Source organism: Segatella copri, assembly GCF_026015625.1.
Classification (GTDB): Bacteria; Bacteroidota; Bacteroidia; order Bacteroidales; family Bacteroidaceae; genus Prevotella; species Prevotella copri_H.
The window spans coordinates 3565001-3578904 of sequence record NZ_JAPDVG010000001.1; the positions used below are offsets into that span (position 1 = coordinate 3565001).

14 protein-coding genes are annotated in these 13904 nt (G+C 43.2%); 2 read left to right on the plus strand and 12 right to left on the minus strand.

Annotated features, from left to right (window positions below; genetic code table 11):
* Positions 1-20: 20 nt before the first annotated feature.
* A complete protein-coding gene (locus ONT19_RS14755) occupies positions 21-617 on the plus strand; it encodes a TetR/AcrR family transcriptional regulator (protein ID WP_006847902.1) in 597 nt (198 codons plus the stop codon).
* 221 nt (positions 618-838) lie between these two features.
* Positions 839-2077 carry a site-specific integrase gene (locus tag ONT19_RS14760; RefSeq protein WP_264953202.1) on the plus strand — a complete coding sequence of 413 codons (1239 nt, stop codon included), beginning with the start codon at positions 839-841 and terminating at the stop codon, positions 2075-2077.
* An 18-nt stretch (positions 2078-2095) separates the two neighbouring features.
* Here ONT19_RS14760 and ONT19_RS14765 read toward each other — a convergent pair whose 3' ends face one another.
* From ONT19_RS14765 to ONT19_RS14820, 12 genes are all read right to left on the minus strand, one after another.
* Positions 2096-2623 carry a hypothetical protein gene (locus tag ONT19_RS14765; RefSeq protein ID WP_264953203.1) on the minus strand — a complete coding sequence of 176 codons (528 nt, stop codon included), beginning with the start codon at positions 2621-2623 and terminating at the stop codon, positions 2096-2098.
* A gap of 11 nt (positions 2624-2634) precedes the next feature.
* Complete coding sequence (locus tag ONT19_RS14770) at positions 2635-3045, minus strand: N-acetylmuramoyl-L-alanine amidase (protein WP_154481154.1); 411 nt, start codon at positions 3043-3045, stop codon at positions 2635-2637.
* Between the two features lie 11 nt (positions 3046-3056).
* Positions 3057-3389, minus strand: a complete 333-nt coding sequence (locus ONT19_RS14775) for a hypothetical protein (protein ID WP_264953204.1) — start codon at positions 3387-3389, stop codon at positions 3057-3059.
* 128 nt (positions 3390-3517) lie between these two features.
* Complete coding sequence (locus ONT19_RS14780; RefSeq protein WP_264953205.1) at positions 3518-4702, minus strand: RNA-directed DNA polymerase; 1185 nt, start codon at positions 4700-4702, stop codon at positions 3518-3520.
* A gap of 265 nt (positions 4703-4967) precedes the next feature.
* On the minus strand, positions 4968-5345 hold the full coding sequence (locus ONT19_RS14785; protein WP_264953206.1) for a four helix bundle protein: 378 nt from the start codon (positions 5343-5345) through the stop codon (positions 4968-4970).
* A 71-nt stretch (positions 5346-5416) separates the two neighbouring features.
* Entirely contained in the window at positions 5417-6187 is a 771-nt protein-coding gene (locus ONT19_RS14790; protein ID WP_264953207.1) for a DUF1566 domain-containing protein, read from the minus strand.
* Between the two features lie 21 nt (positions 6188-6208).
* Positions 6209-7369 carry a hypothetical protein gene (locus ONT19_RS14795; RefSeq protein ID WP_264953208.1) on the minus strand — a complete coding sequence of 387 codons (1161 nt, stop codon included), beginning with the start codon at positions 7367-7369 and terminating at the stop codon, positions 6209-6211.
* 4 nt (positions 7370-7373) lie between these two features.
* Positions 7374-8417: a hypothetical protein gene (locus ONT19_RS14800; RefSeq protein ID WP_264953209.1), complete on the minus strand. Its 1044-nt coding sequence runs from the start codon at positions 8415-8417 to the stop codon at positions 7374-7376.
* Entirely contained in the window at positions 8410-8904 is a 495-nt protein-coding gene (locus ONT19_RS14805) for a hypothetical protein (protein WP_264953210.1), read from the minus strand. The genes ONT19_RS14800 and ONT19_RS14805 overlap by 8 nt, the downstream gene beginning before the upstream one ends.
* 19 nt (positions 8905-8923) lie before the next feature.
* Positions 8924-10078 carry a hypothetical protein gene (locus ONT19_RS14810; RefSeq protein WP_264953211.1) on the minus strand — a complete coding sequence of 385 codons (1155 nt, stop codon included), beginning with the start codon at positions 10076-10078 and terminating at the stop codon, positions 8924-8926.
* Positions 10079-10089: 11 nt separating this feature from the next.
* Positions 10090-11682 carry a hypothetical protein gene (locus ONT19_RS14815; protein ID WP_264953212.1) on the minus strand — a complete coding sequence of 531 codons (1593 nt, stop codon included), beginning with the start codon at positions 11680-11682 and terminating at the stop codon, positions 10090-10092.
* On the minus strand, positions 11675-13741 hold the full coding sequence (locus ONT19_RS14820) for a hypothetical protein (protein WP_264964890.1): 2067 nt from the start codon (positions 13739-13741) through the stop codon (positions 11675-11677). The genes ONT19_RS14815 and ONT19_RS14820 overlap by 8 nt, the downstream gene beginning before the upstream one ends.
* Positions 13742-13904: the final 163 nt, after the last annotated feature.

Genomic DNA, 13904 nt, shown 5'->3' on the forward strand with positions numbered 1-13904 from the left:
AAAAAAGGAAGGGCTTCAATATGTCAGTATCCAAAACAAGACAAAAACTGGTAGATGTCGCACGACAACTCTTTGCCAAGAATGGTATAGCAAATACTACGATGAATGATATTGCTGTAGCTTCTGGTAAGGGAAGACGTACGCTTTATACTTATTTCAGTAGGAAGGAGGATGTCTATTACGCGGTGATAGAATCAGAGTTGGAGCGTCTTTCGGATAAGTTGGACGAGGTTGCTAATTGCAAGATGCGTCCACAGGATAAAATCATCGAGCTTATCTATACTCACCTCAGTATGATCAAGGAAACGGTTGTAAGAAACGGTAACCTCCGTGCTGAGTTCTTCCGAAACATCTGGATGGTTGAGAAGGCGAGAAAAAACTTCGATGAAGACGAAATAGAGATTCTCAGAAGAATTTATGCCGAAGGAAGAGAAGATGGTGAGTTTGATATTGATAACATCGATCTGGTGGCCGATATTACTCACTATTGTATCAAAGGTCTCGAGGTTCCGTTTATCTATGGACGTTTGGGCCATGGCATGAATGTGGAGTCGAGCAAACCTCTGGTTGCCAAGGTGGTTTATGGTGCCTTGGGAAAGTCGGGCTTGAAACTCTAGATAAAAGATAGTAAATACGTAACTAATTGATAATTAATTAAATAAGAAAGAAATGGGATTATTAAGTGGTGTTGGTGTCTTAGTGCCTAACACCTTGGTTATCAGAATGGTTACATCGATGTTTCTAGGTTTTAGCCCCTTAAAAAAGGGTCAAAAATGGCTGTTTTTGCTACCTTTAGATACATCATTCGGCAAATTCTCGGCAAATTCTTAATGAAACTATGGCAAAATCAACTCTTAGATTAGATAAGCGCCGCCCATTGAAAGATGGCACATACCCAATACAGATTGTGGTTGGCCATAACACAGACCTATATATAGGAACAGGAATATCGGCGGCTCCGGAGGAGTGGGATCCATATACTCTGATGTATGTAGGCAAAAATGCCCGCCGTGTCAACAGCGCCTTGGTTGCCATGCTCACATCTGTTAGGAACAGGATCCTCGAACTCAAAGAGATCGGAATGTGGAATAAACTGACCCGCCCACAGATCCGGGAGATGCTGTTAGATGTGGATCTTGAAAAGCCATCTGAACAGATTCCTACATTGGCCGAGGTCTTTGAAAAAATGATGATCGGTAGGCGTGACAATACCAAAGCGATAGTTAAAAGCACGATCCTTAAGCTGAATGCCTATTGTGGGGATGTCTCCAAAATCCATTTTAGCGATATTAGCCGCACATGGTTGGAGGATTTCTATATGTCGATGAGTGATTTATCTGTCAATACCAAATCAACCTATATGAGGATGCTACGTAGGGCATTCAATTGGGCCTTGGATAGAGATCTCACAACTAACAATCCATTCCGATCATACCACATTCCATCTGAGGAAACGAGGATGAGGGATCTTCCAATTGAGAAAATGAGGCAATTAATGGCCTTGGATCTTCCGGGAATGTACAAAGAATACCGGGATATTTATCTCCTCACGTTTTATCTGATTGGCATCAATACGGTGGATTTATCGAGATTGACACCCGAAAGTCTGGTGGATGGCCGAATAGAATACAGAAGATCCAAAACTAATAAGATCTATAGTATTAAGGTGGAGCCGGAGGCGATGGAGATTATTAATCACTACCGGGGCAAAAAACATCTTATCAGTATATTTGACCGCTACAAAGATTATAAGGCTCTACAGGGCTCCGTAAACAATGCCTTGGCAAAAATGGGTCTTCCCGATGTCGATGCAGATGGGAAAATTAAAAAAGCGGGCAATGGCCGTGTAATAATGAAACCGCTGCAAAAAGGCCTGTCTCTCTATTGGGCTCGTTACTCATGGGCCACATACGCCGCGGATCTCGATATACCAAAAGACACGATCAGCGAGTCTCTTGGTCATTCCCATGGTGCAAAGGTCACAGGTGTATATATCAAATTCAATAGAGATAAGATTGACGCGGCAAACCGAAAAGTCATAGATTACGTATTAAACATAAAAGGTAGTGGGGCATAGCCTCACCACCTTTACTTATTATATTGCCTTATTCTTTTTTTTCTCCATGTATCTGGACACTCCGAGGAGGATAGCAATCACCAAGACAACAATCCCGAATGTCACCCAAGTATTCGAGGATCCCGCCTCTTTCTTAGTTTTCAATTTTGCCGGATCCGGATCCTTATTCTGATTAGCCTTGATTGCATTCTGAGAGGCCTTAGTATTGGTCGATGTATCTTTGATAACAGATATATTTTTATGCTCCTGAGCATTGATAGATGAGCCCCCATGGATCCCTTTGACCTTATGGAGGATTATATTACCATCTTTATCCACACTCACAGATCCGCAACTGTCGGTAAAATCGATACGGAGCCATTGATCTCTCTTGATGATCGTTGTACTTGTATCTGTCGCTGTTACCTTGACAGCTTGGCTGTCTGCATACACACGGGAGCTGTCAATGTACGTGACAGACTCTCGGACACATGGCTGTTTGCTCTTACATGCCCCTAAACTTACCAATACTAGTAAGCATACGGAAAATAAAAAAAATCGTTTCATACGCTAAAAAATTAAATGTTCTTGTACTCTGTCGTTGCATCGAATGATGGACAGGCCTTGGCCGCAAAATCACGGTGGCCATGAATAGAGGCCTTAGGATATTTGGCTCTGAGCTTCTTCAGCAGGGCCAATAACGCCTCCTTTTGGGCCGCCGTTCTTGTGTCCTCTGGTGTTCTACCATCCGCGGCCAATCCCCCCACATAGCAGACTCCGATGCTGTTCTGGTTATGCCCGAGGCAATGAGCTCCGATTTCGCTCTCTGGTCTGCCGGGCTCAACCGTACCATCCAAATCGACTACGTAATGATAGCCGATACACTTCATCTTACGCTCTCTGTGCCATCTGTCGATGTCGGCAGCCTTAAAGTTTTTGCCCTCAGGTGTAGCCGCACAATGCACGATAATCTCATTGATCTTTCTCATATCTCTAATAATTAATAACCATTTTGTGGATCGCGTTTAGCGCAACCCTTAATAACACATTTATATTTTTGCAGATCCATTTCTAGCTTGGCCTTTTCCTTGGTTAGGTCTAGGATCTCCAAATTCTGTTTTCTCACTAGGTCGGTCTGCTCGGCAAATCGCTCCTCCTTGGCTTTAAGCTGAGATTGCAGAAAATCTGTTGTCTCACGTAGAACATTAAATTCTACGTTATCAGCCTCAGCCTCTTCCTTGCGATGGTTGGTCTTGCGATTGAGTAGGTATCTTAAGGCCTCCCATCCGCCCAAAGCGGTGATCATCGATGCAATTATTTCGATCATTTCCATCTTATATCATTTCTAATTCGTATATAACTTTGTTTCGTTTTTGCTCCACAATAACATTGTAGTGGGAGCTTAAAACTTTTACTAACTCTACATCCAAACAATCCGATGCGAGGATGATCTTATGATTCTTAATAGTCACCGTCTCTGATTCTTTTAAGAGTTATACATCTTTTTCTATATTTTCGCTTGATGGCCAAAACTTCAAAATGGCCTTTGACAAATACGTATTCCTTGAATATATGAGGCGAAATCATAGATAAGATCTTACGCCTGTTATGATACTCATTCGTGTGCCTGAGTAAACCCAGATAGGAATTGAGGCTGTTAACACAATGCTCTACCTTGGTGATTGTGGTTGCCTTGTTTAATCTCCTCACCATTGAGATCGCATTTGTGATGGTTCTATTGCAAGTATATACTCTGCCCGGTTTTACAATCGATCCTGTAAACTCGATGCCTTTGCTGTAGTGTTGCAAATAGAATTTTTTCTCATTCAGCCGCAAACCATATTTCGCTAATAACTTTCTGATCTTCGGGATGAGCGCCAATAGTTTTTGCTTATCCTTGCTGATGCAAAAGAAATCATCCACATATCGGCCATGGTGCTTAATTCCCTCGGCCTCGATATACCAATCAAGAATGTTGAGGAGGAAATTAGCAAAGATCTGGGCAAAGAGATTGCCGATAGCGATGCCTCTGCCCTCACCATTCGTGAATAACGATTTTGATTTGTCGAGATGGTCCCAATAGCTCGCCGGGCTATGCCGCTCACAATTCTCCTCAGGGCGGTGCAATATGACAACACGACAAAGAAATCTGAGATCCTCCTTATCTGGACCCTCATAGTTTTCAACAATGAACTCATCGATCATGTCTGCCAACATTCTTTTGATGATGCTCATAAAGAAACCTTTTAGATCCAAGCCTAGGATCCAACAATCTTCTGTGTAGTTATTGCTGCACTCGATAATATCTTGCTTAAGGATGTTGATGCCATATAATTGGCCTTTTCCCTTTCTGCAATTAAATGTCCGAGGAGAAAATATTTTCTCGAATAGAGGATTTAATCTTATCGCAATATAATGATGCACGATTCGATCCTCGAATGCCGCTGCAAATACTTCCCGGTATCTTGGTCTAGTCACAACAAAGCATATAGACTTACCGGGGCGGTATGTCCTATCATTGATCCTGTCTCTTAGACAGATCAGCTTTTCCTCATAATTCATTTCATATACGATTGAACTTGCTGAGGTTCTTTTGCTGTGCCTACAATCAAAATATGCTTCTAGCATCCACTCTGTTGTTACCATACTATATATATTTAATAACTGCGCTAGCTTCCATGATTAATGCTGAAACAGGCCTAACTCTGTTCGTGTTGCTAGCCTTAGTGTTCCAATTGTTCGTATTACCATCGTTGAGGTTGAGATTCCAAGCGTTGGTCGCACTATTCTCGGCCGCAATCTGTGGCATATTGTCTTATTCTTAACCCTAAATGAGGGTACATGCCCCATTTATCACGGAAAACTGCTCGCTCGGTTCTGTCGTAACATTCCGATTCTGGCTTACTCCCTATTACTTAGATAGAGAGTTTTTCCACGCTGTCATTTGTTTACCTATTTTATCTGTTAGCTCAATTATCTCGGCATGGATGCCCATACCTTTTATCCATTTTCTTTCTCCGGCTATTCGGATCAATGTTTTAAGAGTCTCAAACAGGGCCCTAAAATTATCGATGTGCTTGATACGTTCATTTCTATCTCTGGTCATATACGCTGCTGCAAATTCCTGTATTAAAGATACACTTGTATCTTGCATTCTGCTGCCGATAGTGAATTTATAGTTTCTCGGAATGTTTGGTGTTACATCCAAGACTTTATCAAGCAATCTGCGAGTATCTAAATATATCTGTGTATTTGATACCAATTTCAGTTTCTTTTGTTCCTCTGCCATTATTCCATATACCTAAGTAATTGGTACGGCTTTCGCCGTACCTTTTAAGATTAAAGATTAAAAATTGAAAACTAACTAATAAATGCTGAAACAGGCCTAACTCTGAACGTGGTGCTAGCCTTAGTGAACCAACCGCCCGTACTACCATCGCCGAGGGTGAGAAGCCAAGCGTCGGTCGCACTACCCTCGGTAGATGTCCAATACCAAGTCTCAGCTAATTGTGTAGCACCATTGATGAGAGAGAGGCAATAATTGATCTTTTGCATATTGGCATAGATCATGAACATCTCACCCAATGATGGGAGCCACCATTTACCCGCTGTGAGTCCCTTACCATTCGCGTTCGCTCTGCTGTAGAGATTACAATATCCCGGAGCATACGATGCTGTGTTGGTGATAGCTGCCGATGTGGAGGCAGCCACCTGTTTAGCTGTTGATGCCTTACCATTCCAATCATTCATGGCGGTTACTCGATCACCTGTTGTCGTACCGCCGCCGCTGATAGCTGCGCTACTCCACTTCAATGATGCCTCTGTCGGTGCTACTACGAGGATCTTTCCACCCTCGACAACTACAACACCATCTGCGATCTCGCCACTACTCTGGAGTGATGGCCACTTATGAGGCTTGACCATTAAAGGATAATCATCACTCTTACGATGATACATGATGAAAACACCATCATACATCTGGTTGAGATTGGCTCCTCCCAATAATGCAGTCTTAAGATCATTGAGACTGATGAGAGTCACCTTACCATTCGGATCCGTCATTGGAAACTTCTGATTCGCATTGATGGTTGTTACCGCCGTCTGTGAACTTAATTTTTTTACTGTTGCCATAATCTAAAATGTATTACTAAATTATTCTCCTGTAAATTGTCCGCTAATCGCATACCATGCACCACCAATACACTTAAAGCGTATATAGGCGTCTGGTGCCGTTGTAACGACGTCGTTTTTAAAATTGGTGTACTCAACATTAATTTTTTCTACCGCTATGTTGCTTGACACGATGGCTGCGTTTTGCTTAACATAAAAATCGTCATTGTCCTGTGCTTTAACGATTGTACGATAGCTTAAAGAACTCGACGGCGGCATTTTGGTAAAGATATTAATTTCTAAACCATCATAGTTAGCTGCCTTTGGCAAAACTATAAATGTCCGTTTTGTCGGATTCTCTACATAGTAGAAGTTGTACGGCTCGTTTACCGGGTCTATTGTGTATGTACTGCCGGGCGTTACTTTTCTGACTGTGCCATAAAACATATTGGCTTTCACTGATCCCTCAAAAGAACTATTACCTTTTACCGTAATGTTTTTGAAAGTTCCGCTATTGCAAGTAACGTTGCCGTCTTTTGCCTGAAAGATGATGTTACCGTTAGCGTCTTTCATGTCGATAGCCTCAACCCCCAAATTTTTGACTAAAGCGTACTGCGCTAACAGTATCTTTGTAGCCACAATTTCCACCGGGTCGGCTAACTTCCAAAGTCCGCTATTGGTGTCTGTTGCACTTCCTGGGTTATTGCTTGCAGTCTTGGTGTGCGATTTGATGCAAGAATAATAGTAGCCACCATACAAAACTACGTCCTTGTATTCCTCGCCACTTGCTCCCGACTGAAACATATATCCTACGGCGCAATCGCTCCACGCTTGTGGGCCTCGTAGTGCTGGGCCACGGTCTCCCTTACTCCCCGATGATCCCGGGTTGCCCCTTTCACCGCTCATAATTAAGACGGTCGCTCTTTCTTTCACACTTGTGCCGTTGATTGCCACAATAGTGCCATATAGGCTAACCGAGATATTTTCTTTATCCGTGACAACACCGTTGATTACGATGGTGTCTCCGATCTTCATATCTGAGGCGTTATTGATGCCTGTCCAATTAATCTCTGTGCCAACTTTTCCATACGCTTGCCATTGCGCCTGTGTATAACGGCGCAATTCGGTAACAGCCGTTATTAGGCTGTTACCTTTTTCTCCTCTACGGAGGAATTTTACAATTCTCGTTATTGCACATCCCATAGCTTTAATCTTTAGCTGTCATTGTTATTGATACATCACCTCCGGCCTGTACACAATGCTCTCTCTTAACAGTGCATGAGCTTTTCGCCGTAGTGCTATCGGTGTTGAGGATAACACCCGCCGCGTCCTTGATCACAAAATAAAATTGTGTATCGAGGGCTTTGGTTCCTGTTCCTCTCTTGACTACAACAGGAGTGTAAACAACCTGCCCATTACCGCTAGCATCCTCATCGATCGTTTCGTCTTCTGGGACAGGATGAGGGTCAATGTCGAATGGATCCGAGGAGTCCATCACCCCCTGAATATCTTTGCCAATTTCTACTCCCGCGAGATTGACGGTCACACGATATTCTCCGTATGTATCGATGTCTGTGGCTGCAACAGTTATCGTTTGAGCTGTTTTGTTCGCTAGGATTGCCCATCCGGATTTGCCCATCTTCTCCCATTGATAAGTGAGATCCTTTGTGATTTCCTCACCGTTCTGACTTGCTACGGCCTTAAGCACACAGGATCCGGATTTATCGCGAATGACAAAGTTATTGTTATCACCCGCCTTAATTGTCACACGATAACTTGTGCCTGTTGACTTCTGGATTGGTATGGTGTAGGTAGCTTGGATCTGATCAACCTGTGTACCATAGCTCACAGTACCCACCATCTTTATTGTTGCCGGAGCAAAGCCGGAGGCCTCCACAATGTTCTTGACAATCTTCAAGCCATAGTATAACTGATTTGTACTTGGAGAGATCTTTTTGAACAACCCCGCAAATGTTCCGCTCGATGTATCTCCATTAAACTCAATTTTCTGGCCATTGAAATAATAGAGCACAGCATCGGGTGTTACAATTCCCTCGGCTGATCGGCTCGATGTACACACAAAATTAAGGAGTGGGGTAGTGTTGGCAAAATTAGGATAAATCTTGCTCACTTCACTCTCAGATCCTACCCATTCCTGATAGAGATCTCCATCCGGGCATAAAATCGTAGCTGTATATGTGCCCGCTTTGCTGAGGAATTTAATCGTTCTCGTTGCTGATCCACTACTCATGCTCTACCTCCTTTTCTTCTTTATTGGCCTCAGGCTTATCTGTCTGCTGCTCTGTGTTTATAACTTGGCTGTCTTTCTCAGACTCAGAAGAGGATGCCCCGTCCCCCTGTACTCCCTCTGTGGTTTCTGCGGAATTATTATCCCCGGTATCAACAGATGGCTGTGGATCCTCAGTTTCCTGTACTCCCTCTGTGGTCTGCGTGGAATTATCTCCCTCCGTGTTAACCGAGTTACCATACACAAATCTAGGATCCTCGGCAATAGGGAGATCTCTTACTACTGTTCCGTCCTGCTCCTCCTTAGCCTCATGCGGCATAAGAGCCAATCCGCCGATCTGTTTTAAAGTTTCCGTCAACTGAGTGAGTGGACCGAAACGTAACATATCAGCTTGCCACAGCAGATAATTTCCATCCTTGACGGTGTTACGATCATTACATAGATTCAAATAATCCGCTACAAGTGGATTAACCTTAATATATCTTGCCATAATTAAAAAGAATTATAAGTTATTTAATCAAAATAATGTTTCCATCTCCATCTACGAATACGGATCCGTCACTATCTGCCCATGCTGCCGTTGGTCCCACATCCTTAAGATCCAAGCCATACACCGCTCCAATCTGGGCATCCATGGCCTTAGTCGGTAAATTAGGATTCTGGCCATGGCCAATGATACTATAACTCAGACTGCCGCTCTGCTTATTCGTTGCTACCATCCATAGAGGCAAAAGTTCTTTTTCCGGATTCGTTATTGATCCTTTTGTATTCCATACAAGCATCTGTGGAGAAATCTTCAACAGACCTGCCTCGATGTTCGTAGGAACCGCAAAATCATATTCGTATTTAGGGAGACGGCGAACGAAACTGAATATCTTTTCCGGGCTTGTGCTGCTTAATACAACTGCGTTCGGATCACCATTCTCCGAATACTTTGCCCGGCATCGAATATACAATTCATTTCCCATGAGACTTCGATCCACAACACAATTAGCTCCATTTTCCGAGACTGATACGTCATAGTCCATATTATCGGAGCCAATTGCAGACCAATTTCCGCTCCCTCGGTATTTCTCCCAGACAAATTTAACCTTGGCCGAATTTGCTATATCCTTTCCTATTCTCAGATAAGCATTGACCGTCTGTTTGTCCGGATCCATGAATGGATCATACAATGTCTGATCCGCGGCATCAACTTCCACATAAGGAATATATGTTGTCGAGTTCTTGCATTGTACCTGATAGGGCTTAACCAAGTTATGCACTTGTCCATTCCTACTATCTTGGTATGTAGCACGGAAAAGGAGATTGATCGGAATTTGGGGTCTTGCATTCTTCTTCACCTCGATTCGACCCGCCTGTCCTCCGCTGCGAATAATCTTATAATTCGCGTTAGTATCTTCGATGAGCACCTCTTTACTATTGACAATCTCAGCCCAAGTAACATTTGCCAATTCGTGATTGATTCGTCCGGCGGCTAAAATCTCGTCCTTATCCAATCGGCTGATAATCGGCTGTACAATGAGACTAGATATTGTATAATCCGGGGTAAATGTATCGGTATCTGCATCATAATTCTGCGAGTCCGGAACACTCCCATCGACAACCATACTGATATTGATCTGTAATGGCTTGAAATTGAAATCAAATCTTTTCGTTCTCATGTTCTACTTATTTAAAATTCGTAACTAACACTATCGGTTGCAGCTTCCTTTCCATCCCCATCTCGCAATGTGACGGTGGCCGTAAACCGGATTGTTTTAGGCATGTACCCTAGAAAATCCATATCCTCTTTTGTGAGATGGAGGCTCTTTCCGGTGTTGGCATGTTTCGTTGTCCATAACAGATCAGATGCCACTCTCTCAACTCCCTCTGCATCCTCGCTGTATCTAGTCCAAGCAATATCCGAGATAAGAATATCATCCGTTATGTCGATGTTATGTAGCTTGGCCACAATGGTTAATGTCGTATCGATATTATCCGGATCAAATATATCTTCACTCTCCGCGAAATCTACAGAAAAGTCAGGATTACCCTCGATCATAGCCCAATCCGTGTTATTCCATGCCGGGGTTGTCTTCGTAAGATTCTTATTGCATCTATACTTGCATCCATTGTACCATACATCGGATGTTTCATATACCCCGGTGTTCGGATTTTCGGCCTCACAATAATAAAGCTGCCCTTCTTCCCATTTGCCCCGATCCACATAAGTGACAATCGGTTTTCCGGTCCATCGGTTCAGTCTTATTATGTCCATGGTGACAATGCCCGGTATATACATATAATCGAGATTGTCCTTAATCGGCAAAGGATTCCCATTATCATCTAGGATCTCCCGCACAAATTCCGGCAAAGATCCAAAGGTAGCTCCATAATTGGCGTTATCGAGGATCGGCTTTGTCACATCTCTGAGCTTGACGATTCTGCCCTCTGTGCTTGACAGATATATGCAGCTCTGTCTCTTTGTGTCGGTCTGATTACCCCATCGGGCGATCTTCATCATTTCGCATGGAGGATAATTTTTCCCAGATGGCACATCCTCATCCGGGTACATTACAACCTCGATATAATTGTTCGTAGGATTAACACTATTGACACGAAACCATGATACATAGTATTTTCCGCTTCCGGTGGCCAAAGTATTAATAATACCTTTCAGCACATTATTCTCGGCTTGCCCTGTGAAATATCCGTCCCATTTACTTTTGAGATGGAGACCATAACAACCATCCCCGAGATCATCGATGCTCTCGATGGTGTCCGCTTCGGTGAGCAATTGGTCTCCCTCAATCGCTGAGAGGCGATTAATGATGAGCTCCACACACTCAAAATAACTGCGCACTCTCAGGCTTTCAACCTCCATGTTACCTTTGGCATCAACACCTGCGCCTTTTCCCGCATACAGGGATTTGACAAATTCTCCAAAATGAGCTCCATCCTTGAATACTGAGAGGGCTATTGATGTCAATCCCTGCTTGAATGTTATATGTCCCTCCGCAATATCGGCCGCAATCTTACTGAGGAATTTATCGAATATCGGGCTTTCTGCATCGAGATCATAGGCTTTATCAGCAAATTTGGATCTATCGGCCAATCCCGCTTTTTCCGCATACTGCGCCTGTTCCGCAAATGTGGCTTTGTCAGCTTTTGCCGCATGTTTCGCCTCATCGACAATCCCCTCAATATATCCGGAGGCGGATCCTCCTGAGTAGGATCCCCTGCCACTATTGCCCTTTGGCTTTCCTATTTGCTTAATCTCAATCATTTCCTATCTCTTTAATCGTTAACTCAGCAGACCCCTCCATGAGATTTCTGCCGATACCTTGAATATAAAATTCCCGATTCATGGCCAGATGCCTGTAATGAGTGAACAGATCGATAGATCCATTATCCTTAATACTCTGAACCATTAACACCCTTGGCTTGTGATATTCCCGGTAATAACTATCCACATACAGATGTTCTGCCTTATCCTGTACCTTGGCATTATAATCATATATCGAGAGAATACCATCGCCTGTTTGATTATTGAGCAAAGTCGAGAGTTTCACGCCATTGCTAACACCCAATTTTTGGCATTCCGATGATGTCAAAGCGCTGCTGATCTTAAACTCCAAATCGTCTTTTCGGTTAACGAATGATTCTTTCGTGTCACTCATGTAGATCACATCATTATCATCGTTGTTGTTATTGATCAGACCATTGTCACTATATACCTTGACTTCAAAAGACTTTAGCATGATACTGCTTACATGGGCCAATAATGGAATTTCGTTGGTTCCCCATTTGGTATGTCTCCAAAATGATGGATGCCTACGAGTGATTTCACCCCATACGGTATTGACAGGGCCCAATATCATGAATTGTACTCGTCCGCTCACCTTATCAGCCTTTCTGATTGGTATGGCTATTCCCTCGGCATCAATACCAATTTTATAATCATGGTTACCCTGCAAAGAATATTCTGTTCCGATTAGCTTATCTCCGATTTTAGGGTCAAAGCCAATATTGAAACATTGCTGATAATATTCCTCATCGCTCGCGCATGACTCCCTCGGCTTATAATCACGCCAGACAAAATCCTGAGGCCAACCATTACCTGTATATGGTACACCTGTGCCCAAATCATTATCTGGAGTCTTCTCCACAACACATTTGCCTCCGATGATCAGCATACAGGCCAACACCGCAACCTTGGAGATCTTATCCGAGCTCTCGCCATAGGCGCTGTACTTATACTCATATTCCTGTGGCCCCTCACCGGAGTAGGGGATGAAACCATATTGGGTATTAGGGTCATAGATCTCCTCTGTGTTCGGTCTTTCTGCTTTCCAATACTTTCGAGTGTAATACCGTCCATCTCCGTTATTTCGACTCGGAACAGTTTGATGCCATACATATACCGTATTGGGCTTACCAATTTCAAGAGGAGATGCCCATTCTTTCGTATTAAGGGTAAAATATGTATTTGTCATTTTCATCGTTGGATTCAGAATGACCTTGCCCGACAATACGATATAATTGGTTGTCTCATTATCCGATGGAGAGAAGACACCTCCAACCTTATTCCCGGTATATACGGCATAAGGGATTTTGTCCTTGATCGCCGTCTCACTCGGGTATGTCTTGCTCTCGTCATTATCGATTCCGTTTCCATTAACACTTATGACCAGATAATTGCTCATATCCACCTTAGACACCGGGGCATTATCATCCTTTGCAGATTCGATCTTGATCTTACCCATTGAGAAGATAGCCCCACCCAGATGATTGGCCAGATAGTTTGGGAGGGCTTGCTGATTCAGTCCCTCGGCGGCATATTTGGAGATGAGATCTGTGGATCCTAGGGATCCGACCGGAAAACTCCATTGGCTATTTCTCATAACTTGGAGGAACCAATTAGTAACGGATCCCGCTCCATAGTCTGTATTGGCCTCATGGGTCATAGCATAAAATGCGTTATACGCACTTTTGCCCTCTCCATCTGCTGCATACTCTGTGCAATATTTCTGCATATTAGCATAAGGAGACACCAAAAGATCATCATCCAATGGGCTTTCAATAATGCTATCCACATCCTCAATCTTGCAAGTGAGCAATAATTGATTGTACACATCTCCAATACTGATTGTGGTGTCCGTTCCATATACATTAGCATTGGAGAAATCTACAATTCGATAGGATTCCGCGGCATTGGCCTTTTTCTTCTTAAGATCATACCAGATGATGGCCTCTCCAGATTTCACCGTTTCCCATGAGAAGAGATAAAACTTGAAACCGTCTTGGGCAATATGGAGATTAAGATATTTGATACATTCCTCCATAACGGCATCCTGTTGCCACACATCGTCCTCCTCATCACCCAAAAACAATAATTCTGATATTGATAGCTGAGATAATATTGAATATCTGTTGCCCGCTTTGCTGTCAATGGCTTTGCTGCCATCATACAAAAAACTAACTGCGCCTGTACCCAAAATATCGAGA